The organism is Bacillus sp. FSL L8-0358, from assembly GCF_038593095.1.
In the GTDB taxonomy this organism is placed as follows: domain Bacteria; phylum Bacillota; class Bacilli; order Bacillales; family Bacillaceae; genus Bacillus; species Bacillus subtilis.
Genome location: NZ_CP151962.1, coordinates 2,059,122 through 2,081,365 on the forward strand (window position 1 = coordinate 2,059,122; position 22,244 = coordinate 2,081,365).

Sequence of the window (22,244 nt, forward strand, 5' to 3'; positions counted from 1 at the left end):
AGGTTTTGTCTTTACTGCTCAGCATTTATTTCTTTCGGTATCCGAGATGGAGCTTTGGGGATTTTTCTCAATTTGCTGTTAATCACATCAGAAGAGTATAGTGTAATAATCATCCTTCCCCCATACCTTTTTGCCCGAATTAAGATTGGTTGGTTATATTGGTTTTGGAAGCGAAAGTCAGGGCCTCCCCAGCTTACCGTCGCATCCCGTCCGGGCGGTACATATGGTACACTTCTAGTATGAGAATAGCGCTGAACGATCTGCAGTCCTGCACGATCGACTGCATTAAATAGAGTTGAGGACACCTGACAAATTCCTCCTCCTACACCTTCAGACAACTCCCCTTTTACAATAATGGGTGCACTTTTATATCCTTTGTTCCGAGTTCTCATTCCCACAACTTGGTTAAACGAAAACGTCTCATTAGGGAAAACAACGTGATTGTCGATTGCTTTTGCAGAAAGAGAAATATTGTGTGAACGGCTTTTATTGCTTGAGTTAAAATACGTCACGTACTGACCAAGCTGCTGCGTACTGATGTGAGCTAGCAGCTCGCTGTCAACTTTCGGATAAATGTTCATTTCCGGCACTTCTATCTTGGAGGGACCTTGGCCATAAAAATACGCATAAAACTTTTCCATAAACGCCTGTTGATACAGTTTGTAGCCAACCCTGCCCGGGACGATGCTTCCATGATCGTTAAGGACAGCATTTATCGGCTCCCGGTACACTTTCTGATTAAGCTGTTTGATGAATTTACTGTATTTTTCATAGTCAACCATTGGAGTGCCGGGAAGAGGCATTGTAAATTCTTCACGGTTAACAGTGGCAATCGTCCGTCCTTGCTGTGTGACCGTTAAACTGTCCTGCGGCTCACTCGGCTGAGCCAATAAAAAAAGACCAGTGATCAAAATTTGTATCATAAGTCGGTTTACCTCCCGATTTTAGTATGAACAGCCGCTTATCCTTTGATGTATTTCTTCCCATCGTTTGTTTGAATCTTTACATATTGATAAAAGCCTTCATAAAAGAGCTATAGCTTAATGTTCACACCGATCCCTGAGCTCACTGAGGCACACGGTTCATTCAGTCGGCAAAGTTTAAAATAGTTGAGCATCTCCCAGTGATGAGGGATGCTTTTTTGTCTTGTCAAAAATGAAAGGGGTCCCCTATAACAACAACAAATCAACCCATTTCAATATTTTTTTATTGAGAAACGATAAATTTTTTGTTACATTCAATTAGACAACAAATAAATGAGGTGCTTGTTATGAATCGAATGTCGACAATTTTTTTAAAGATAGCTTTGGTTCTTATTGGAATTCCAATTCTTGCTTTATGCATTTTTTTAGTGCCTAAGATGGCCAACTATTCAGCAGAATTATTTCCAAATATCGCTTATATAAAATATCTCGTTTTCATCTATTTGTATGTAACGGCGATACCTTTTTACTTTGCTCTTTATCAAGCGTTCAAACTTTTAAGCTATATTGACAAAAACAAAGCTTTCTCGGGTTTGTCTGTAAGAGCTTTGAAGAATATAAAATACTGCGCAGTCACTATCAGTATCTTTTACGCAGCAGGCATGCCTGTCTTTTATCTGATGGCCGAGATAGACGACGCCCCCGGTATCATTGTGATCGGATTGGTTATTATTTTTGCTTCAATGGTGATTGCGGTCTTTGCTGCTGTTCTTCAAAAACTGTTAAAAGAAGCGATAGATATAAAATCAGAAAATGACTTAACGGTCTGAGGTGATGACATGGCGATTATTATCAACATTGATGTGATGCTTGCTAAGAGGAAAATGAGCGTAACAGAGCTTTCAGAGAGAGTTGGCATCACCATGGCTAATCTTTCGATATTGAAAAACGGAAAAGCAAAGGCTATTCGATTATCAACTTTAGAAGCGATTTGCAAGGCTTTAGAATGTCAGCCCGGGGATATATTGGAATACCGAAGTGATGAAGACACACAGGATTCGTAAAAAAATATGTAGGATCAACATTAAAATAAAGTGATTGGCGGTGAGCTTATGGACATAAACTTATATCCATCTAGCTGCTATACTAAGCGTCCCTTTCATACACGAAGAACACAACTATGGAGGAGGCATACATCATGAGAGCCATAAAACAATTCGTTCATTTTGGCTGGGAACAAGCCCTTTCATGTTTGTTTCCTGCCGTTATTTTTGCCTCTTTGGCTATTACGCAAATCATCCCACTGCCCTTCTTGCCGCGGTATGACTGGCTGCTCATTATCTGCGTTCTCATGCAATTGTGGATGGTGCGTTCCGGTCTTGAAACACGGGATGAATTAAAAGTGATCACATTATTCCACCTTATTGGGCTTGCTCTGGAACTTTTTAAAGTCCATATGGGCTCCTGGTCTTATCCAGAAGAAGGATACTCCAAAATATTTGGAGTACCTTTGTATAGCGGCTTTATGTACGCAAGTGTAGCCAGTTATTTGTGCCAGGCATGGAGAAGGCTTAAGGTTGAACTGATTAAGTGGCCGCCTTTTTTTGCAGTTGTTCCGCTTGCCGCAGCGATTTATTTGAATTTTTTCACCCACCATTTTTCTATAGACATTCGATGGTGGTTATCTGGGCTTGTCATCATTGTCTTTTGGCAAACATGGGTTACATACGAGGTGAATGGAGCTCGTTACCGTATGCCGCTCGCACTTTCTTTTGTACTTATCGGATTTTTTATATGGATAGCGGAAAATATCGCTACGTTTTTTGGAGCTTGGAAATATCCAAACCAAATCGATACATGGAGTCTCGTACACCTTGGAAAGGTAAGTTCATGGCTCTTGCTAGTGATTGTTAGCTTTCTTATAGTAGCATCATTAAAACAAGTTAAGGAGCAGAGTCCCACAAAGGCTGAGATGGGTGAATCTTTTTCTTAGCGTACAAGGTCCCAAATAGAGTGAAAAGCAACGTTCAAATGGTTGCTTTTTTCTTTTATGTAACTCTGCCGGTGAGTATTCATCTTCTTCAAATTTCATCGCAACACGATAACTGATTCAGATTACAACTGCTTTCAACACTTTGACAAACTCATGCGCCGCCGGCGTTATCTCTTCAAATGAATGTGCGATGACGCCAATATCGCGTGTGACTCTAGGAAAGATGTCCTTTTTAATCAATTGATGCGGGACGGATGAAAGTGTAAAGTTTGAAATGATGCCGATACCCAAGTTATTTTTGACCATATTAATCAAGGTTTCGGCATTTTGCACAGTTAAGTTTTCCTTTAATTCGATGTTGTATTGCGAAAATGCGTTTGACATCGCGATTTCATGACCGCCTTTACAAAAAATGAGGTCATCTTGATATGTTTCAAGGTCGACATGCTTTTCAAGTTTTAATTCGTCACGCTGCGGCGGGATGACGGCCACCATATAGTCGTTACACAATAGCTGATTTTCAAACGGTTCAAATGGAGATGCTGCGATCCCGATATCAACCGTCCGATCTTCAACCCATCCTTTTATTTGGTCAGAGGTTCCTTCGATCAATTCTATGCGGATCAGCGGGTAGTTTGATCTGAATGCCGCAATCGCCTGTGGCATGATATTTGTTGAAACTGCAGGAAATGAACCAATTTTCACCTTCCCGTTTAACAGCTTGTTTTCCCGGTTGGCTACTTGATATATTTTGCTTTCAATTCCCTTCATTTGCCTCGCCAGCAGCAATATTTCTTTTCCGATGTCAGTCAGCATTAAACCATGATGTTTATCCCTGATCAATAATTTGAGCTGCAGTGAGTTCTCCAGGTTTTTTATCGCTTTGCTTACCGCCGGCTGAGAGATGAACAATTCTTTTGCCGCTTCTGTAATATTTAATTTCTCCCCGACTTTTACAAATATGTGAAGATGGTTCATGTTCATAACCATTTGGTTATACCCCCAATAATAAAAATGTATTTCAGTTATACATAAATGTAACATATGATAGAAACCAGCACGATATTTAAACAAGAAAGGCGGCTTCATTATGGTAAAAGTTATGCTGGGAATCATATCTGTCACACTTATTTGGGGTTATACTTGGGTTGCGATGAAAGTAGGAATTCATGACATCCCCCCGCTTTTATTTTCGGGTTTGCGCCTGTTCATCGGAGCAGTTCCTTTATTTCTCATTCTCTTCATCCAAAGAAAAAAGCTTTCAATTAAAAAAGAACATCTCAAAAGCTATATCATCATGAGCCTGTTGATGGGGCTGGGCTACATGGGGATCTTGACGTATGGAATGCAGTTTGTCGATTCAGGGAAAACCTCTGTTTTGGTATATACAATGCCTATATTTGTTACGGTGATCAGCCATTTTACATTAAACGAGAAAATGAATGTGTATAAAACGATGGGACTGGTCTGCGGCCTCTTCGGACTGTTATTTATATTTGGAAAGGAAATGCTCAATATCGATCAAGGCGCTTTATTGGGGGAGCTGTGCGTCCTTGCGGCAGCGCTTAGCTGGGGAATCGCGAATGTGTTCAGCAAGCTACAATTCAAGCATATCGATATTATTCACATGAATGCCTGGCACCTTATGATGGGAGCCGTCATGTTATTGGTGTTTTCCTTTATATTTGAGCCGGTCCCTTCAGCCGAGTGGACATATCAAGCGGTGTGGTCATTGCTGTTTAATGGCTTGCTTTCCACCGGCTTTACCTTTGTCGTATGGTTTTGGGTGCTCAATCAAATCGAAGCGTCAAAAGCATCCATGGCATTAATGTTTGTTCCCGTATTAGCCCTATTCTTTGGATGGCTGCAATTGCACGAACAGATCACCATCAACATTATCCTCGGCGCACTGCTGATATGCTGCGGGATTTTTATGAATACATTTACATTTTCACGACAGAAAGTGTGAATGATATACATTTCCCCTGTCATTTGGGCTTCATGTGACAGGAGACGACTATTATGAGAAAGTCTTCTAGAATCCTGACGACAGCCTATTAAACAATGAAAAAAGCTAGTGTCTGCATGTGAGACATTAGCTTGGCTGGCGTTTAGGCCGGTGAGAATCTAGATTCTTTTTTATTACCATTCTGGCTGATCAAACTGAAAACCGTATAGACCTTTTACTTTAACATCTCCGCAATCTGGATCTTTTGTCAAAATCAAATAATGAGTCTTATAAGGCATCGTCTCAACTCGATCAGTTGCACTCAAATCAAAATGATCCCCTGAGAAGTTTTTTTCACTAACGGTTATTTCATATCCTGACAAAGTCATTCGCATGATTCTTGTGTTAATTGTACATCCTTCAGTATCGAAAATGGTGAATCTGTACCCAAAGTGAGATGTCCAATGGTTTGAATTTAGGTCATCAGACTTCATAAACCATTTTTCATTTTCTGTCATTGTAAAACTCACTTTCTCCTCATCTTTCACGATAACAGCCGAAGCTTCCCCTACATGGATAGTGAAAGCCAAAAGAAATGTAAAAGCTAACATCAACATCTTTTTCAAAAGAGTTCCTCCCGATATCTTTTACTTCAATATATTGGAAGGGTCTGGTCTGATCAAGACAGTCTTCTCCAAATGAATCTTTAGCACCATGAAATGAGCCATAAAGAGAACATTTTTCATCCGAATCTATTTCCTTTTTAAGAGCCAGTGAAGCTTTTATATTAATTTGATATATCATCAAAAGTCTATACGCCCTGTGGGTCGTAACAGCCCTTGTTCTCCCAACTTATTAAAAATATAAGATAAATTGATTCTATGTTTACTAGCGCAAAGGGGTTTGTTACACTAACTGTCATGGGAAACATTTCATTGGAAATATCTCAATTTCATTCCTGCGATGTGAATTAGAAGGTAATACAAAATCATTTGAATGAGGAGGCCTGATGAAGTTGAAAAATAAAGCGTCAATAAAATTCGGAATATGTGTTGGGCTTTTATGTTTAAGCATTACTGGTTTCACACCTTTTTTCAACTCAACACATGCCGAAGCAAAATCCATAGAAGACACAAACATGGCAAGCTGTATAACGAATAAAAAATTTGTTCAACTTGAGAAAAAATTTGATGCCAGGCTTGGTGTTTATGCAATTGATACAGGTTCAAACAAGACAATCGCCTATCGGCCGAATGAACGATTTGCTTACGCATCAACCTATAAAGTTCTAGCCGCAGCTGCTGTCCTGAAGAAAAACTCAATTGAAAAACTTAATGAAGTCATCCACTACAGCAAGGACGATCTTGTTACATATTCTCCAATCACAGAGAAACACCTAGATACAGGCATGAGCCTAAAAGAAATCTCGGAAGCGGCTATCCGTTACAGCGATAATACCGCTGGGAACATCTTGTTGCAACAGCTTGGCGGCCCTAAAGGTTTTGAAAAGTCACTGAAACAGATTGGGGATCATGTAACGAAAGCTAAACGATTTGAGACGGATCTAAACTCTGCGATTCCTGGTGATATTCGTGACACAAGCACCGCAAAAGCACTGGCAACCGATCTTAAAGCTTTCACTTTAGATAACACTCTCACGACTGACAAACGCACGATCTTAACCGATTGGATGCGAGGCAATGCTACTGGTGACGAACTGATTCGGGCAGGCGCTCCAATAGGATGGGAAGTCGGCGATAAATCCGGAGCCGGAAGTTACGGGACACGAAACGACATTGCTATCGTTTGGCCGCCTAACAGAGCTCCTATTGTTTTGGCAATTCTGTCAAACCGCTTTACGAAAAATGCTAATTATGATAATGCTCTTATCGCTGAGGCTGCAAAAGTCGTCCTTAACGATCTCAAATAAAAAATTTGAAGCACAATATTGCGAATTCCTTTATCCTTTTGCCATAAAGGAAAAAAGACATTACTTTTGTAAACCTCGCCGTTCATTTTTAATGAACGGTTTTTTCATATTCTCACTAATACCTCTCTTTCTTTAAGTATCTTAAAACACAATCGTTAACATGAATGGCAAGTTTTCATTTATGAAACCAAGTAAAGTTTGAAACAGACCATCAGAGGTTATCTATACGAGAATTCAATTATTTTTTTTGTAATAATTTATATTGTTGTATCGTTGCACTTGGTGGATTTGACTCTTTTCGTGTATGGAATCACACTTTTATTTTTTCACCTCTTTTGAGATCTTCAGTGTTATCAATCTCACTTAATCCTACAATTATTATGTTATTTTTAAACTTGTTCATAAGTTGTCCTTCAGAAAGATTGTAATCTTCTTTTACTGGAGCTTTTGTATCGGTAATGAGAATTGCCCTTTCATTGTCTTTAAGCACGACATAGCCTACTAGGCTCTGCATCTTTGTTTCTTCTCCGTGTTGTTCATTTTTATTGCAGCCTGCAAGGAAAATAATGAGTATAATGAGCACTATCAAGCTTACTCCGATTTTCGGCATCTTTCTCCCTCCTCTTTAAACTCTTTTTGATCTTTAAAATAAACAACAGGATATCACCCAACCCATCTACTTCTTTTTGCAATTCATAACAGCATACTCCATTCTCCAATTCCTCAACCTTCTTCTTATTCTTTCTCAAATATTTGCATGTGGTAGCCCTCGATATTATCCCCTTACTCATTTTTGCGCTTTCAAATATATTATTGAAGGCCGCTTCTTTCTGGATTCCAGCATAAATATACTTATCCTTACTGTCGTTTACTATTGCAACTTCCATTAAAATCAAAATTTTCACATTTTATGATCCATTATTCACTTCCAAAACAACTTCCAACCGCTACATAATATATGTATTAATTGTAAAGGGAGTTGGTATAATTGAACATGAGGAAAATCTTATTGAGTTCTGCTTTATCCTTTGGCATGCTCATATCCGCGGTTCCCGCATTGGCTGCTGGCACTTCGTCTGAGGTTGCAGTAAAAAGTGATGAGTATGATTATGACACTATATACCGCATTAGTCCTCTGCCAATGGACTTCCAGCCAACAATAGAATACAACGGTTATACTTATACGCTTACACGTCATTATTTTGATTACTCAATCGGGTTTTACACGGCTATTTATACAAAAGTTGTTTAAATTTATAAAGGAGCTTTTTAGCTCCTTTTTCTCTTGTTTTAAACAAGGTATTTCTTTCTATGTGGTCCCCTATCAAATACAATATCAATATTCTCCAGTTCTCTTTGACACGAACAAAATCTAAAGTTTGGTTTTAAATGCTAGTAATAAAAAATTCACTTTAAAGAAGCGCCGCCCGCAAAATGCGGCTTTTGCACACTACTCCAATTTTATATAGAAAAGCCAGACCTCCTCCAAGAGGTTCCAGCTTTTCTTAATATGCTATCGATCTTCGTTAGTTCAACGGGAACTTAATCATTCGGTACAAATGCAGCCTCCCAGCTTCTAGTTAGGGCTGATGGCGGAATATCTGATGGCTCTCTACACACATCAGACATTATAAGACTTCAATGTAGCCTTCTGTACCATGAACGCGAATTCGTTGCCCATCTTTTATCAGCTTGGCAGCATTTTCAACGCCAACAACTGCAGGTAAGCCATATTCACGGGCTATAACAGCTCCATGTGTCATCAGTCCCCCAACTTCGGTGACTAGGCCTTTTATGGATACAAACAATGGTGTCCAGCTTGGATCAGTAAAGGAGGTAACTAATATATCTCCATCTTCTAAATCAGCATCTTCCATGTTTAAAATGACACGCGCTCGCCCCTCTATAACTCCGGAGGAAACAGGTAGACCTACAATCGCTCCGGCTGGGAGATTTTCTCGTTTATACTCACCTGTAACGATTTCACCATCAGACGTGATAACACGTGGTGGAGATAGTTTTTCATATAATGTGTACTCGTCTTTTCGTGTGCTGATGATTTGATAATCCAGTTTATGTGTGCGTACGACTTCGTGAAGTTCTTCAAAAGTGAGATAGTATATATCTTCTTTTTCTTGAATAACACCCGCTTCTACGAGTCGTTCGGCTTCTTTCAGTAAAGCCTGCTTATAAACGAAGTATCGATTAACCATGCCGTATTTTGGATATTCCCTAAACCCGCTGAAATTCCGGATGATATCTATCATTCGTTTTGTTTCTCTGGCTTTTTGTTCACCATCCGGTAATTGCTTCAATCGATCTAATAACTCTTGTTCTTTCTTCAAAGCTTCCTGTCGCCCTTGCTCAAATTTCCGATGGCTGGCATTAGGCCCACTGTTATTGATATTATTAAGAATCATTGGGATAAGTGTAGTTGGTTTTTCGCTCCATCGAGTTCTTGTAATATCAATTTCTCCGGTACATCGCATTCCGTATTTGCTGAGATAATCATAGATCGCGTCTCGGGTTTTGCTTCCGCCATCAAATTTAGCCAGTTCATCCAAAAAGTTATCATCTTTTACATGTTGTAAGTAATCAATTACCTCTGGATAAGGACGAATCACATCTGCGACGTCTAATAGCGCAAGACCCATTTCTGAAGTAATATTATGAGGTACAGATTGAGAAAGCGTATCTGCTGCGTTTTTTTCACCTAACCACTCGTTCATTTTTTCGTTAATCCATAATGAAGCATTCATAGCAGTTCGAATCACAACAGAACTTTCTGGGTTAAATAAAATCTTCTTTAATTCCTGGATATCTTCCAGAATAAAACGAAATAAATCTGATCCTGATTTCATTTGGATGTTTTGTTTTAACTCTTCTATCGATGTTTGACTGCTCTTTATCAAATCTGACACGATTGTCGGATCGTTTTCAACTTGAGCCGGCATATCTGCATTGCCTTTGCTTGGATTTGGTGCTGTTTTATCATTTGGTATCGACTTTATGAAATCTCGTCGCTTTATTATGGTCATAAGTGCGTCTTTTAAGAGCTGATCGTGCTGCCCCATGCCTTTTAAGAAAACTTCTCTGCTGTCAGGGGATGCCAGATGATGTGTGACATCAACAAATAACCTTCCACCGGCTTTACGCATGGGTGCAGCAGTCGTCAACAGAAAAAAAGACAATCCCAGTGGTTTTATGGGATCCGTCATCATTTGTTGATGACCAACAGAAATATAGACGTGATTTTCTTGGTCACTCGCTTCAGGGATGGGGAATAAAGTTGTGATTGGACGACTCTGTACAATATAAAAAGTATCGCGGGCCAAACACCATTCGATATCTTGCGGCTGGCCGAAATGAGCTTCGATCTGTCTTCCAATGCGTGCCAGCTGTAAAATTTGTTCATCAGTCAGTGTTTGAGCCTTTTGCTGATCAGAATCGATCTGCTGTGTTTCTGTTCCGCCTTCTTTTCGTCCGTAGATAGCCAATTTTTTAGTTGCTATTCTCTTATCGATGATTTGCCCATCCTGTACTTTATAACAATCGGCAGATACCAAGCCAGAAACCAGTGCTTCACCAAGTCCAAAACCGGCATCGATGGATAACACCTTTCGGTTGGAGGTAATCGGATCAGCGGTAAATAAAATTCCCGAAGCCTGAGGGAAAACCATCCTTTGAACGATAACGGATAAATAGACTTGGCTGTGGCCAAATCCATTTTGCAGACGGTAAATAACCGCGCGATCCGTAAATAGGGACGCCCAGCATTTACTGATATGCTGCAAGATTGCATCGACGCCGATAATATTTAAATAGGTGTCTTGTTGACCGGCAAAAGAAGCATGTGGTAAATCTTCAGCAGTCGCACTAGAACGCACGGCATAGGCATGTTCCTCGCCAAACTGGGAGAGATAGTGAGCAACTGCTTTCACAACATCGGAAGGAATGTCTACTTCCATAATGATTTGCCGAATCTTCCTGCTGATGTTACCAATTTGATCTCGGTCCTCAACTTTTAGCATGGTCAATTGATCCAACAACACTTGTAACGTTTCGTTTTGTTCGATGGCTTTTTGATATCCTACTGTTGTGACACAAAATCCTTCTGGTACTTGTATACCTTGAATTTTTGATAATTCCCCTAAATGTAACCCTTTTCCTCCAACGAGCGAAAGCTGTGTTTTTTCAATTTCATGTAAACCGAGAACCAAAGAACTCATTCTACATCTCCCCTTCAAAAAAAATATTGACAAGAGCTTCCCAGCAGGATATAATAAAATTATAAGATGGATATCTATAACTTTTTAACTAGAAAGCGCACGTAGTGTGATTATATCACCGTGTCTGTTTTTGTGCAATATAAAAAGAACCTGGGCAATTTCACCAGGTTCTTTTCTTAATTTCCGTAACTAGTCACATTAAAAAACTTGGTTCGAGCTGATTCAATCCTCTAAGGAAATCCTAAAGTTGGGTTCTTTTTGAACTTACTTGCTTTGTTCGTAGAGTCCCCATTCATAAATTGGACTTTTTGTTCTTAACAGTCCCACCTTTAACTAGTATAAAGTTATGAGGATCTGGTTAACTACCAGATATTTTTATTTTGAATATGGCTTATGTTTGATAAAGAAGGGTTATGTAAAGGTATCTGTTGTGAGCAAGCGCTGACTACAAAAAATTGATAGCATTCTCATTTAAATACCGTTCTATTAACCTATAGGGAAAGTTATAAAACCAGATGGAGAATACCCTACCTCCAGCAATTCCAAGGCCGTTCACCTATTAGAAAACAACCTTTAACCATTACTAACGATTTTAATAATCATTGATTATAAAACTTCTCAAGGAACGATCAGCAGCCCGTTAGCTACCCCTGATTAATGATGATCTGTTACCACACTGTTACGTTAGAACTTCCACTACTTTGATATCCTTCTGTCGCCATGACTTGGTAAGCCCAATTACTGCCCAGATTCATTCCATGGCTCTTCCATGCGTTAACATGATTGCTGAAAGTGATTGTAGCGTTGCTTCCGGTTGGTCTCTTCGTTTGGCGAACACTCCAGTACTGCGTAAAAGTAGTGCGATCGCCATCAATGGAAGGTGCGTTATAACGTGTAGTTGTATATATGTCATATGTACCCCCATCACTTTTTACAGTACCTTTATACGTTCCAGTAGGTCTATAAGTACCCCATGAATCCACTACATAATATTCTATGAGCGGTGATCTCGTCCAACCATATAAAGTTAAATATCCATTTCCATTCGGTGCCCAAACTCCGGCATTATAGTTTATCGTCCTAAATGGCGAACCTGTAGTCCAACCTTTACCAACAACGAAATTTCCGGTATTAGACCAATTAACACTGTAATTCCCGCCAGACCCATTGACAGCGTTTACTATACCGCCCCCATCAGTCCAATTTTGCCAGTAGTCTGTGCTAGCTGCAGAGGCGGTTGCCGAAAACAAGCTAATACTCATTAAAGCTGCCGATAATCCAACTAAGATATTCTTTTTAAACTTAAACATATGTTACCTCCTATAATATTTTTTTCCGACTTTGAGGTAGCACTCGTATACATTTAAAACATTTTTAATTACTAACGCCAAAGCTTTTGATCGTCCCCTTCAGTATAATACCACGAATTCATGAGCAAATATTAAAAGTATTTGTAATTTAATTACAAATACCTAGAAACACATTATAAGTGGTCTTCTTCCACCATATCCTGATCCTTTTTTCGCAGGATCACAATTCTTGTTTCTAAATCTGATGGAGCAATATCTGTAATCAATTACCATTCGGTCCATTTCGTACAAAGGAGATATGCATTAGAGATTGTGAAATCATTGTAGCTGACCCAGGTGGTGCTCTTGACTTTGAAGCTGTAATGCAACGTTTCATGTCCAAAAAATCAGTCCATAAGGTAGTTTACTGTGTCTTTGATGTAATTTGATGGGCATTCCAATCGCTAATAAGCCCCTCAGTGAACGCAAAAACATGCTTTTAGATCTCAACCTTGACCATAATAATGTATTTGTTATTGAAGGCCTGCAAGGAAACGAATTAGCTTACTTTAATCTGGCCAAAGAAAAGAAATCAGCTTATGATATTACAGTGGACAATGGTTTTTTGTGAACTGTAAATGGCACTCTTGACCTTCAGGCATCTCAAAAAGTCTCGAGCCTGTTTTTGATTCCAAAATCTTTTTTAAATGCAGGAGACGCAGCTAACACTACACTTCCCTGTCTCTCCGTATTTTCTCCAACAGCAAGATACTATGTTAAAGGAATAAGCCCCATTGCAACAGCCGATACAGAAGCATAAAACACAAAGTATATTCTTAAGTGGAAATTGTGAGTAATCAATCATTGTATGTAACTCCTATGATGTTATTCATGTTGATATATACTGTGTTGTTATGTTGATCTTTAACGTGAAGCTTGTGTTGTTCAAAATTAATGTAATGAACTCTACCGGCGGCATTTTCAAACAAATCCATAGTTTAAAAGTTTGAATTTCAAAAAAATTCAAGTGCTTCAGAAACGAAAACGCCCATCTCTTCAATTTGTTGATCATCTCAATTTTTGATCCATCAATCAAATCTTGTTTAAGCTGTATTAAATGTTCTGGAGCATCATTGATATCCATTGATTGTTCCTCGATCCCTAAACATATTGACTCACTCCTTTATTGATCTAATACTAATAGAACGATCGTTCCCGTTTTAACGCAAATCAGAACAAAGGTTCGATGTATGTTAGATATAAAATATAAAGGTCAATAATGATATACGTAGTATTAATAAAGGAGAGATTCTTATCGACAAGGGAGAGTGAGATGGTGAATGAAGAAGAGGTTAATTGGATTTTTGATTTTAGTTCCTGTTTTGATTATATCGGGTATTACTTTAATCGAATCAAACAAAAAAGCACCTGAAGAAGTTTTAGAAAGTGCTTGGGATGAATTTGGTTTATTTAGTTTTCAAATTGGAATAACAGATCCGGCAATTACAATTGGCATGGATCAAACCAAAAGTGAAGCAAAGCTCCGTGAATATTTAGAACATAATCTGTCAAGAGAAGCAAAGGAAAAATATAAGATCTATATATTTAAAGATGATATTGAAAAGTTGAACAAAGAACATCGAGAGTATCTGAAAGCAAATAACTCTAATAAATAAAATGCCCAGCACTTTTACTAAGCTGGGCTCTATTTCAAATTCAAATTGAATTTTTGTAAGCATTAACTGCTTCGTTTCGCAACAGCATATTATCTTTGTTAACCATGCCTAAGTTGTAAGCTTTTTTGATAATATCTAATACCTGAGAATCTAACGCCGAAAGATTACCGGCTGGATTAAATCTTGATTTCCAATAATCTAAAGAATTATTTAGGTCAAGTGAGCTTTTTTTGTTCTCGGGTTTAACTACTTCATTTTTCTCAAGTTTTTCACAGAATTCACTAAAACCAATGGATTTACTGGGAGCTGAGTTATTTCCCCCGTATCCTTCTGTAGCCAAGCTGCAAAATGCTAAGAATTTCGGATCATAAATAAGATCACTTGAGTTTACATTTACCATCGATAAGCACGATCCTTTCAGAGCTTTTTATAATTGTAGCACCTTTTCCATTTTTACACATGTTAAATATCGACAATCATTCAAATGATTTAATAAGGCTCTGATAAATTTTAATGTTGATAATTACGCAAAAATAAAAGGAAACCATAGTAAATAGGGTTTCCTTCAATCTTGTTTATGTAACGCGCCCAATTCTGGAACAGTTAACTGTCTTATATAAGACGGCTCTCTAAAGATTCGATTGCCAGCTTTAGTGCAGTTAAGCGACGCTCATTTAATGTTTTTTGAGAACTGCCTTCTTTTGCTTTTGCTATTTGTTTTTCAATAGATGGAATGATATCTTGTAGAACTTCTTTATGAGTCAATATGATTTCTTGCTCATAGCAAAAATCTTCACCATTCCAAGTACCTTTTAGGCTTTCTAAACCAATTTTTACAGCGTTCAGTCTCTTTTTGACAAGAGATGTGTTTGAACCTTTTTCTGTCGTGCTTTTATGAGCATTTGAAAGTTTACTAAAAGTTGATTCCAAGGATTTAATGGACAAATCTTGAATTTCTTGGCTAACAATCTTCATATACAATCCTCACTTTTCATTTTGAAAACAACAAATCAACACTTTTTAACAATCCTACTCAATAGCTGAATTAGGACTACGCCTTGAATTTTGCGAGTCGCAAACTACCATATGTGTCTGTCATTTCAAATGTAAATGATGTTAATAGAAATTCTATTAAATGCTGTTGTCAATATATTGTTTGAATTTATAACGTCAAGGGAATTTAGTATAGTATTTCCTGTACATTAAGTTTGCTCACTCAAGGGAGTCTTGCTCATCCCCTATGAAAGAGGGTGAGGCTATGTCAACATCCAGGCAATAATGCTAATGCTTGTATTCGGGTCATTTATAATTGCCCTGTTGACATATATAAATAAAAAATAGACCTCCCTTGAGCCTAAGAACCTGAAGGGATAGGTCTACCAAGAAATCACATCGAGCAAGCCCTTTACTGGGTAGCTTTTGTACAGAGACGGGGTGTTGATAGCACCCTAGTCTTTTTATTTTATGTATTTTTTATACCTTAAAAAGCATAATCCTCATCCTAATTATAACCATATAGAAATGTTATTTGAATACAATTGCTTTATGGATAAAACCATTATTTTATTTGGATTGAGGATGTGCAACTCAAGTGTATCTATTGAGCAATTGCAATATTTTTACTTAATCGTCCCAGTCTTCCTCCTCTTCCCAATCATCTCTCGCTTCCTGAATCTTATTATAAAAAAATTCAATAAAGCTTTCTGCAACAGTATCTTGATAACCAATTACCCTATCCCATTCAACTACTGGGCATTCTCCGTCTTTCATTTTATTCGTATCTAGGCAGTAAGCAAAGTAATCAACATCTTCAATAACCACAAGTCCATCAGTAAGGCCATAGTGTTCTTTATATTCATTAGTTCTATTTACAACTGATGCATGATCAAAGTTGTAGCCTAAAACTAAAACACCGAATAAACCACCAGCACCGTATTTTTCTAAAAACCATTTATAACTGTTGGGGAGATCGCATTGGAGGTTTTCTTCAATGCGACCAATGTTTTCATGACTTGCGCCTTCTGTAAATATAGCATTTTGTTTATTTTCATTAATAAAGTTCTCAACCTTCGAATAAATCATATAGACACCTCAATTCTCATTTTCAAATTGTTTCGCTCTCCACTTCCAATATCTCTTTCTAAAGCTCTCGTATTGTGCTTTTAAAACCTTATCATTTCTAAAACTTTCACCATCAGACTTAAGCTGATGAATGATATCACTATATTTTGTATGTAAGCTGTTCGGGATTTCAAGCATTGGGCCAGGTTCTTCTTGAATCAAGTGATGTAAATTAATCTGTGTACCGTCTTTTGCATAAGGGGCATTCCCGTTTTTCATAAGCTGAAGATTTGTAACACCGAATTCTGTTTTTTGATTAATATCAATATCTTTCATAGTATACACTCTACGGCTTACATCTTTAACTTTCCCCTTCGCCTTTACCTTCCCCTCTATTTCATATGCTTCATACTTTTCTTTATTTAGCCAAGGGGGGCTTATCTTTTGGCCAGTAAACGGTTTTCTTGTTCCATCCGGTATTTTCTTCGTATTAGTCAAAAGTTCATTCTTAAGGCTTTGGCTATCAACCACATTGTATGGCACATTATCGGCTAGAGCAAAGTCGTACTTAGGATTATAAGGCAGCAAATCTGGAATTTTGACGTCCTTAATTTTCTTTCCTGCCTGACTTGCTTTGTTTATTACTTTGCCCGCTGCATCTGCCTTGTTAATGGCTCCTGCACCTTTTGTTCCAAAAACAGCTACAGCCACTGAACCAACAGCGTAGGTTACCCACCTTGATCTAGAATAGGCATCCCCATTCACCATATCTTTTTGATATGACTCTTCTATTGCTGCTGAAATAGCGTCATAGGTTTTCACTGGATGAATAACTGCATTCCCCAGTGCTGAGAGTGTTTCTCCCGGATCGGTGATGAAATCCCATATGCCAGTTACAGTGTCTTTTCCTACATCATATAAGCCTACTCCTACACCTTTTACGATATCCCAGGTGATTTCTCCTGCTCCTTCTAGCTGCTTCGCTTGTTCAATTTGCACTGCAAGTTGCACTTGAGCTGGCTCCAGATTCTCGTACCCTACTTTTTTAGCAATCTCTAAATATTCATCAGGGTCAGATACACCATCATTAAGTTTTTTCTTTAATTCTTTAATTTCACGTTCTTTAGCTTCTTCTTGCTTCACACTTAAGTAAGCTTCAGAATGTTTCTCAATATCGCCTTTTTTCTTATGTATGTCACTTTCTCTATACGCTTTGGCGTTATAGTGAATCGGAGTGGCGTTTTTTCCTTTGCCTGTTGATTCCTGCAGCTTTTTAAAATCTTGCTGAATGAATTGTTCGTTAGGCTCTGTTTCAGCATATTCTGTTTTCAAATTCTCATCAAGCTTGTTTAGCTTATCAATTGTTTTTTCACGTTTGTCATCTGCAGAAGAAAGTTTGTCTTTGAAGTATTCTGTTGAGAATATTTCAAGGGGAAGAATATCATTGATGTCGTTTAAGATGTCTTTCATCGCTTTCTTTTGTTCAGACATAATGGATTTTGATTTTGTATAAGCATTCGCCAGCTCATGTTCTAGGAAGGATTCTTCGATGTAAGCATCAGACATCTTCGCATCTTCAAGTTTTGCAGAAATGCTGCTTAAGAAAGCAATTTTCATGTCAATTAAATCAATCCATTGGTCTGTTACGCCGACATGATCATGATAAAACGCTTTAATGTTGTCAGCACCCTTGCCTGAAAACTCACTGTCATCTAGGTTAGCTACGTTTTGAAAAGCTTTTCTTAGCTTCACCATTTGCGACCTTAGTTCCTTATACTCTTTGGTTCTTTTATCGGTCTCAGAGAGTAATGAATCAGCCTCAAATACCTTCATATTATTCTCCTTCCTAGACTACTCTATGTAAATTTCACCACAGTAATCTATTTGAATAACAGAAAAAGACAGCCAAAATGACTGTCTTATACATCACACTATCTTGTTCTATAATAATTTTCTGCGGTATAGTAGCGCCAATCCCAAAAAGGTTCCCCATTGGCCAATATATACCGGTCTAAAAATATTTCAAAGTTTAAATTTAATGGATTATATTCTAAACCACTTTCAAATATATAGAGATAGTTGGGATCACCTTGGTTCACTTTATCTTTATCGATCATTAAATGGCATTCTTCCAATAAGTAGCCAATTGGAATACCATTGATATCTTCAAACAAATCCTCATATTTTAACTCCTCTTCAATCTCTTCAAGGCTAAATAGCTGAAGTCCTCCACCTATATTCTCCCCATCAGAAAGAATCTCAAAAATTTTCGCACCGTTATGCAGTGTCATGAACTTCTGATAATCCTCTGGAAGGGTAATCTGATGTTTAGCTTCAAAACTTTGAATGTCGTTAAGGGTTGCTTTGTCCTGTGAAAATGTAACAAGGAACTCCATGATATCCCCTTCAGAACAAAACAATTGAATGGCTCCTTTTTCATCTAAAAGACTTTTCAAGCCATTTACCGTCTTATGAACAAAGTTAGTCACATACATCACCCCTTTATTTCCTTTTAACAATAACCTTTCAAATTCCAAAAGATGTGAACAGATCGTGATAGGTGCTCTTTTCAGTGAATATAATGCAATAAATTCTAAAAAGAGGTGCCTCCAAAAAGTGAATTCTCTAATGAATGATGACATGGTAAAGATCATTAGAAATGGCCTTAGCGCATCGCAGCATCCAAAGCACATTCTTATTATAGGAGCTGGATTGTCCGGGCTTGTATCAGCATCTTTGCTGAAAAATGCCGGTCACAGAGTAACGATTCTCGAAGCGAGCGGCAGAGCGGGCGGCCGTGTCTGCACTTTAAGATCTCCCTTTAGTGATGATTTGTATTTCAACGCTGGCCCGATGCGCATACCGAATAACCATTCGTTAACCTTAGAATATATAAAAAAATTCAAATTGCCAACAAATGTATTTCTCAACAGAACCCCTATGGACATCATTTATGCAAATGGAATCAAAACACGTCTCCAAGTTTTTGAACGAGCTCCTGGAATATTGAGATATCCAGTTGCACCAAATGAACAAGGGAAAACGTCTGAAGAGCTGATGCTTTCTTTACTGCAGCCTATTCTAAATTTTATCAATCAAAATCCAGCGAGAAATTGGCGGATCGTCGAAGAACAATACAAAAATCATTCGTTAAGCTCTTTTTTAAACACGTATTTTTCATATGGCGCGATCGATATGATTGGTGTACTTTTGGATATGGAAGCGTATATGGGGATGTCCCTTGTTGAAGTATTGCGGGAATCTATCTTTTTTTCATCGCCCGCTCACTTCTATGAGATAACTGGCGGCATGGATCTGCTGCCTCACGCGTTTCTTCCTCAATTAAAAACAAACATTCTATACCATCAAAAAATGATGAAAATGTCTCAGGGGGAAAATAGTGTTACGATCCATTGTCAGCATCAACAAACGGCAGAATTCACATCATTCACAGCTGATCTCACTATTGTAACCATTCCTTTTTCAACATTGCGATTTGTAAAAATCGAACCATACCATTCATTCTCGTACTATAAACGAAGGGCAATCCGTGAGCTAAACTATATCAGTGCAACAAAAATCGGCATAGAGTTTAAAAGCCGATTTTGGGAAAAAGCCAGGCAGCGCGGCGGCAAATCTATTACTGATCTACCGATTCGTTTTTCGTATTATCCAAGCAGAAATATTGGAGCAAATGGACATGCCGTCATTCTGGCCAGTTATACTTGGGCTGATGAGGCACTGATATGGGACAGTCTTTCAGAAGGAGAGCGAATCCAGTATACTTTACTGAATTTATCTGAAATCTATGGTGATATTGTGTGGTCTGAATTTGTGTCTGGCACTTCTTTTAGCTGGAGCCAGTACCCGTATTCTGCGGGAGGTTTTACAGCTTTCGAACCAGGACAAGAATTAGAGCTGTATCCCTATATTCCTGTCCCTGAGGGCAGAGTTCATTTCGCCGGAGAACACGCCTCACTCACTCATGCGTGGATGCAAGGCGCGATTGAATCTGGAATACGTGTTGCTTATGAGGTCAATCGCTTACCTTAGATCATGCTCACCTTCTGTACTAAAAGATTATTACATTTCATATAATAAGATCTTGATTAGACGGACAAATTCAATCACAAAAACAAAGTAATCCTTGCAATCCTTCGCCCTCCATGCTATATTCATATAGCGATGAGCTGAATTGTGTAAGCCGATGTACATGCCTTTACGGCACACACGAATGTGGCGTGTGGTGCATCGCCTCAATACGCAAAAGACGTTTGCCTTAGGCAAACGTCTTTTTTTGCGTTATCCGATTTTTGTGCCGTTTGGGACAGGCTGATCCGGCTGCAAAAGGACGACGTCGCCCTGGCCGGGTATACCGCCGAGGACCAAGACTTCCGATTTAAATCCGGCGATCCGGCGGGGCGGAAAGTTCACGACTGCTATGACTTGCTTGTTGATGAGATCTTCTGGCTTGTAATGCTTCGTGATTTGTGCGCTCGATTGTTTTATGCCGATTTCAGTCCCAAAATCTATCACAAGCTTGATTGCCGGTACTCTTGCTTCAGGAAATTCTTCAGCTTTTACAATTGTTCCCGTTCTGATATCTAATTTCTCAAAGTCTTCAATAACTGCCATATCAATAACTCCTTTTTCTCCTATTGTAAAGGAGATATTCAAGATTCGTTTAACCAAAGAGCCATCATTTTTTATCTGAATATAAGGTGTTTCGATACAGGCGAGGCGGCATTCCTGTGCTTTTCGTGAACCATCTTGTAAAAGAAGAAAGGTTTTGAAAGCCCAGCGCCTCGCTCACGACGGTAAGGGTTTCATTTCTCTCCATCAGCATTCGTTTTGCTTCCTCAAGGCGAAGGTCAGCAATATAGTTCTGCGGGGACTTCCCTGTCTGTTTTTTAAACCAGCTTGAATAGTAAGCTGGGTGATAATGCTCGATTTCTGCCAGCTTCTTAATCGTCAGCCGCTCAAATAAATGGCTGTGAATGTATGCAATTGAGGCATAGCTATGGGATTGAAGCTTTTCTTTTATGTATTGTACTAGCATATGAAGCGAGTTGGCTGTTCCGGCCTTTGCTTCCTCTGTCAGCAAGTACCTGATCGAAGACCAGAAAGGATCGAGTGCAGCTTCAATTCCCGATCCTGCACGATACTCATCAATTTTCATTGCATGAAGCGGAACATCCAGTACAAGACATTCATTTCTTCCGATAGAACGGAAGCGATGCTCACACTGCGGCGGAATATATATAAAATGGTCCGGATTTAATTTCACCTGGCGCCCCTCAGTCTCAAGATCTATACTCCCTTCAAGCGGAAAAAGAAATTGGCTGTACGCGTGCTTATGTGAATGATAAAGGCGTGTGTATGTCCGTTTTTCGCAAATCATCTCTTGAAGCGAATCCATCAGCAACCCCCTTCCTTTGGTCAGCTTTTAATCCGGTAATGGTGTTCCGATATAGGCGAAAATCCGATTTTTTCATATAAAGAAACTGCCGCCAGATTGTCTTTCATCACTTGTAAAAACATGCGTTCCGCTCCGTTGTTTTTTGCCCATTCAGTCAACACCCTGATCACTTGGGTTCCTGCCCCTTTTCCTCTGTGCTCCTCAGCTGCAACGATATTACTAAGTCCGCCATAACCATCAATGACAGAAACCGTGCCAAGCGCTGTCAGGCTTTCTTTGTCATACATCTTGAAAAAAGTTTTACACGGCGGCATGCGTTCGAAAATGTGTTTGTAACCTTTGTGACGCTCGGGTGAAAACCCTTCTAATTGAATAAATTCATCTATCCAAACAGATGATGGCTCTTGTTCCCACTTGTATGTAAATCGGCTGTTGTCATTTGTTCGGCTCATAATTGACCGGCACAACGCTGTCATCTGGAAGCACTCGTCTACCTTTTCATAACGGCTGTCTGCCAAAGCGTCATCAAGCCCTTTCGGTGATGCGTTGCTAATATGAAAACAAACAGGTAAGCCTAAACTTTGATAAAAAAGTTCGGCCTCTAGCTGAAAATTCCCTTCAGGCATATCCGCAGACGTCCATACGCTATTTGCCCTTTTGGTTACGCCAAAATTCGCTCTGAGAAGCCATTGCCCTATGCTTTTTTGAAAATAAGCCGGCCATGAAGCTGCCGCTAATCGTTCAATCTTGTGAATGTCATCCATTGCATAATGCCT

22 protein-coding genes and 5 pseudogenes are annotated in these 22,244 nt (G+C 38.8%); 10 read left to right on the top strand and 17 right to left on the bottom strand.

The window, feature by feature from the left end:
* Positions 1 to 11: 11 nt before the first annotated feature.
* Positions 12 to 923, bottom strand: coding sequence for a VanW family protein (locus tag NYE49_RS10245; protein ID WP_047182716.1), 912 nt, complete (start codon positions 921 to 923; stop codon positions 12 to 14).
* A gap of 347 nt (positions 924 to 1,270) precedes the next feature.
* On the opposite strand from NYE49_RS10245, the gene NYE49_RS10250 reads away from it, so the two are divergent.
* The 3 genes and pseudogenes from NYE49_RS10250 to NYE49_RS10260 all read left to right on the top strand — a co-directional run bounded on the left by NYE49_RS10250 (position 1,271) and on the right by NYE49_RS10260 (position 2,916).
* Positions 1,271 to 1,753, top strand: a complete 483-nt coding sequence (locus NYE49_RS10250; RefSeq protein ID WP_047182717.1) for a DUF2975 domain-containing protein — start codon at positions 1,271 to 1,273, stop codon at positions 1,751 to 1,753.
* 9 nt (positions 1,754 to 1,762) lie between these two features.
* Positions 1,763 to 2,016 (top strand): annotated as a pseudogene (locus tag NYE49_RS10255) (helix-turn-helix transcriptional regulator).
* 105 nt (positions 2,017 to 2,121) lie between these two features.
* Positions 2,122 to 2,916 (top strand): DUF817 domain-containing protein, encoded by a 795-nt coding sequence (locus NYE49_RS10260; protein WP_015483316.1) that lies wholly within the window; start codon positions 2,122 to 2,124, stop codon positions 2,914 to 2,916.
* Between the two features lie 117 nt (positions 2,917 to 3,033).
* Here the strand turns inward: NYE49_RS10260 and NYE49_RS10265 are convergent, their stop codons facing one another.
* On the bottom strand, positions 3,034 to 3,906 hold the full coding sequence (locus NYE49_RS10265) for a LysR family transcriptional regulator (RefSeq protein WP_015383831.1): 873 nt from the start codon (positions 3,904 to 3,906) through the stop codon (positions 3,034 to 3,036).
* A gap of 100 nt (positions 3,907 to 4,006) precedes the next feature.
* Between NYE49_RS10265 and NYE49_RS10270 the strand changes: the two genes are divergently transcribed.
* Positions 4,007 to 4,885, top strand: a complete 879-nt coding sequence (locus NYE49_RS10270; protein ID WP_047182718.1) for a DMT family transporter — start codon at positions 4,007 to 4,009, stop codon at positions 4,883 to 4,885.
* A 173-nt stretch (positions 4,886 to 5,058) separates the two neighbouring features.
* Here NYE49_RS10270 and NYE49_RS10275 read toward each other — a convergent pair whose 3' ends face one another.
* Entirely contained in the window at positions 5,059 to 5,490 is a 432-nt protein-coding gene (locus NYE49_RS10275) for a hypothetical protein (protein ID WP_042975982.1), read from the bottom strand.
* 383 nt (positions 5,491 to 5,873) lie between these two features.
* On the opposite strand from NYE49_RS10275, the gene bla reads away from it, so the two are divergent.
* On the top strand, positions 5,874 to 6,794 hold the full coding sequence (gene bla, locus NYE49_RS10280) for a class A beta-lactamase (RefSeq protein WP_015383835.1): 921 nt from the start codon (positions 5,874 to 5,876) through the stop codon (positions 6,792 to 6,794).
* A 238-nt stretch (positions 6,795 to 7,032) separates the two neighbouring features.
* Here bla and NYE49_RS10285 read toward each other — a convergent pair.
* Both NYE49_RS10285 and NYE49_RS10290 read right to left on the bottom strand, forming a co-directional pair.
* Positions 7,033 to 7,404: pseudogene (locus tag NYE49_RS10285) on the bottom strand (DUF3221 domain-containing protein).
* Positions 7,337 to 7,699 (bottom strand): hypothetical protein, encoded by a 363-nt coding sequence (locus NYE49_RS10290; RefSeq protein WP_174616708.1) that lies wholly within the window; start codon positions 7,697 to 7,699, stop codon positions 7,337 to 7,339. Before NYE49_RS10290 ends, NYE49_RS10285 begins: the two are co-directional and overlap by 68 nt.
* A gap of 83 nt (positions 7,700 to 7,782) precedes the next feature.
* Between NYE49_RS10290 and NYE49_RS10295 the strand changes: the two genes are divergently transcribed.
* The gene (locus NYE49_RS10295; RefSeq protein WP_015483321.1) at positions 7,783 to 8,046 is read left to right on the top strand and encodes a hypothetical protein; all 264 of its coding nucleotides are present in this window, start codon (positions 7,783 to 7,785) and stop codon (positions 8,044 to 8,046) included.
* Positions 8,047 to 8,422: 376 nt separating this feature from the next.
* Here the strand turns inward: NYE49_RS10295 and ppsA are convergent, their stop codons facing one another.
* A complete protein-coding gene (gene ppsA, locus NYE49_RS10300; RefSeq protein WP_047182719.1) occupies positions 8,423 to 11,023 on the bottom strand; it encodes a phosphoenolpyruvate synthase in 2,601 nt (866 codons plus the stop codon).
* Between the two features lie 668 nt (positions 11,024 to 11,691).
* Positions 11,692 to 12,333, bottom strand: a complete 642-nt coding sequence (xynA, locus tag NYE49_RS10305; protein WP_038829967.1) for an endo-1,4-beta-xylanase XynA — start codon at positions 12,331 to 12,333, stop codon at positions 11,692 to 11,694.
* 302 nt (positions 12,334 to 12,635) lie between these two features.
* Here xynA and NYE49_RS10310 point away from each other — a divergent pair.
* Positions 12,636 to 12,901: pseudogene (locus NYE49_RS10310) on the top strand (ATP-dependent DNA ligase); the annotation flags it as partial.
* Positions 12,902 to 12,965: 64 nt separating this feature from the next.
* Here the strand turns inward: NYE49_RS10310 and NYE49_RS10315 are convergent.
* Together NYE49_RS10315 and NYE49_RS10320 are read right to left on the bottom strand one after the other, a co-directional pair.
* Positions 12,966 to 13,177 (bottom strand): annotated as a pseudogene (locus NYE49_RS10315) (UV damage repair protein UvrX); the annotation flags it as partial.
* Positions 13,170 to 13,456 (bottom strand): annotated as a pseudogene (locus tag NYE49_RS10320) (YolD-like family protein). The pseudogenes NYE49_RS10315 and NYE49_RS10320, both read right to left, overlap by 8 nt.
* 196 nt (positions 13,457 to 13,652) lie before the next feature.
* On the opposite strand from NYE49_RS10320, the gene NYE49_RS10325 reads away from it, so the two are divergent.
* Positions 13,653 to 13,988, top strand: coding sequence for a bacteriophage protein (locus NYE49_RS10325; RefSeq protein WP_015383839.1), 336 nt, complete (start codon positions 13,653 to 13,655; stop codon positions 13,986 to 13,988).
* 40 nt (positions 13,989 to 14,028) lie between these two features.
* On the opposite strand, the gene NYE49_RS10330 is transcribed toward NYE49_RS10325, so the two are convergent.
* Entirely contained in the window at positions 14,029 to 14,388 is a 360-nt protein-coding gene (locus tag NYE49_RS10330; protein WP_047182720.1) for a hypothetical protein, read from the bottom strand.
* Positions 14,389 to 14,600: 212 nt separating this feature from the next.
* Positions 14,601 to 14,963, bottom strand: a complete 363-nt coding sequence (locus tag NYE49_RS10335; RefSeq protein ID WP_047182721.1) for a hypothetical protein — start codon at positions 14,961 to 14,963, stop codon at positions 14,601 to 14,603.
* Positions 14,964 to 15,263: 300 nt separating this feature from the next.
* On the opposite strand from NYE49_RS10335, the gene NYE49_RS10340 reads away from it, so the two are divergent.
* Positions 15,264 to 15,329: a putative holin-like toxin gene (locus tag NYE49_RS10340; RefSeq protein ID WP_261630907.1), complete on the top strand. Its 66-nt coding sequence runs from the start codon at positions 15,264 to 15,266 to the stop codon at positions 15,327 to 15,329.
* A 282-nt stretch (positions 15,330 to 15,611) separates the two neighbouring features.
* On the opposite strand, the gene yobK is transcribed toward NYE49_RS10340, so the two are convergent.
* From yobK to NYE49_RS10355, 3 genes are all read right to left on the bottom strand, one after another.
* Entirely contained in the window at positions 15,612 to 16,070 is a 459-nt protein-coding gene (gene yobK / locus NYE49_RS10345; protein WP_015383841.1) for a type VII secretion system immunity protein YobK, read from the bottom strand.
* A 9-nt stretch (positions 16,071 to 16,079) separates the two neighbouring features.
* Positions 16,080 to 17,882: an LXG family T7SS effector ribonuclease toxin YobL gene (yobL, locus tag NYE49_RS10350; protein WP_342410140.1), complete on the bottom strand. Its 1,803-nt coding sequence runs from the start codon at positions 17,880 to 17,882 to the stop codon at positions 16,080 to 16,082.
* A gap of 98 nt (positions 17,883 to 17,980) precedes the next feature.
* On the bottom strand, positions 17,981 to 18,538 hold the full coding sequence (locus tag NYE49_RS10355; protein WP_340035143.1) for an SMI1/KNR4 family protein: 558 nt from the start codon (positions 18,536 to 18,538) through the stop codon (positions 17,981 to 17,983).
* Between the two features lie 127 nt (positions 18,539 to 18,665).
* Here NYE49_RS10355 and NYE49_RS10360 point away from each other — a divergent pair, with 127 nt between their 5' ends.
* Positions 18,666 to 20,102 (top strand): flavin monoamine oxidase family protein, encoded by a 1,437-nt coding sequence (locus NYE49_RS10360; protein WP_340034306.1) that lies wholly within the window; start codon positions 18,666 to 18,668, stop codon positions 20,100 to 20,102.
* Positions 20,103 to 20,351: 249 nt separating this feature from the next.
* On the opposite strand, the gene csaA is transcribed toward NYE49_RS10360, so the two are convergent.
* The 3 genes from csaA to NYE49_RS10375 all read right to left on the bottom strand — a co-directional run bounded on the left by csaA (position 20,352) and on the right by NYE49_RS10375 (position 22,232).
* Positions 20,352 to 20,684, bottom strand: coding sequence for a chaperone CsaA (gene csaA, locus NYE49_RS10365; RefSeq protein WP_340034308.1), 333 nt, complete (start codon positions 20,682 to 20,684; stop codon positions 20,352 to 20,354).
* A gap of 64 nt (positions 20,685 to 20,748) precedes the next feature.
* On the bottom strand, positions 20,749 to 21,474 hold the full coding sequence (locus NYE49_RS10370; RefSeq protein WP_340034310.1) for a helix-turn-helix domain-containing protein: 726 nt from the start codon (positions 21,472 to 21,474) through the stop codon (positions 20,749 to 20,751).
* A 14-nt stretch (positions 21,475 to 21,488) separates the two neighbouring features.
* Entirely contained in the window at positions 21,489 to 22,232 is a 744-nt protein-coding gene (locus NYE49_RS10375; protein ID WP_340034311.1) for a GNAT family N-acetyltransferase, read from the bottom strand.
* Between the last annotated feature and the right edge of the window lie 12 nt (positions 22,233 to 22,244).

Coding starts and splice junctions, on each gene's coding strand:
- NYE49_RS10265 (WP_015383831.1), bottom strand. CDS start 3,906: ATGGTTATGAACATGAACCATCTTCACATATTTGTAAAAGTCGGGGAG.
- NYE49_RS10270 (WP_047182718.1), top strand. CDS start 4,007: ATGGTAAAAGTTATGCTGGGAATCATATCTGTCACACTTATTTGGGGT.
- yobL (WP_342410140.1), bottom strand. CDS start 17,882: ATGAAGGTATTTGAGGCTGATTCATTACTCTCTGAGACCGATAAAAGA.
- NYE49_RS10335 (WP_047182721.1), bottom strand. CDS start 14,963: ATGAAGATTGTTAGCCAAGAAATTCAAGATTTGTCCATTAAATCCTTG.
- NYE49_RS10325 (WP_015383839.1), top strand. CDS start 13,653: ATGAAGAAGAGGTTAATTGGATTTTTGATTTTAGTTCCTGTTTTGATT.
- NYE49_RS10260 (WP_015483316.1), top strand. CDS start 2,122: ATGAGAGCCATAAAACAATTCGTTCATTTTGGCTGGGAACAAGCCCTT.
- yobK (WP_015383841.1), bottom strand. CDS start 16,070: ATGATTTATTCGAAGGTTGAGAACTTTATTAATGAAAATAAACAAAAT.
- xynA (WP_038829967.1), bottom strand. CDS start 12,333: ATGTTTAAGTTTAAAAAGAATATCTTAGTTGGATTATCGGCAGCTTTA.
- NYE49_RS10245 (WP_047182716.1), bottom strand. CDS start 923: ATGATACAAATTTTGATCACTGGTCTTTTTTTATTGGCTCAGCCGAGT.
- csaA (WP_340034308.1), bottom strand. CDS start 20,684: ATGGCAGTTATTGAAGACTTTGAGAAATTAGATATCAGAACGGGAACA.
- NYE49_RS10250 (WP_047182717.1), top strand. CDS start 1,271: ATGAATCGAATGTCGACAATTTTTTTAAAGATAGCTTTGGTTCTTATT.
- NYE49_RS10330 (WP_047182720.1), bottom strand. CDS start 14,388: ATGGTAAATGTAAACTCAAGTGATCTTATTTATGATCCGAAATTCTTA.
- NYE49_RS10375 (WP_340034311.1), bottom strand. CDS start 22,232: ATGGATGACATTCACAAGATTGAACGATTAGCGGCAGCTTCATGGCCG.
- bla (WP_015383835.1), top strand. CDS start 5,874: ATGAAGTTGAAAAATAAAGCGTCAATAAAATTCGGAATATGTGTTGGG.
- ppsA (WP_047182719.1), bottom strand. CDS start 11,023: ATGAGTTCTTTGGTTCTCGGTTTACATGAAATTGAAAAAACACAGCTT.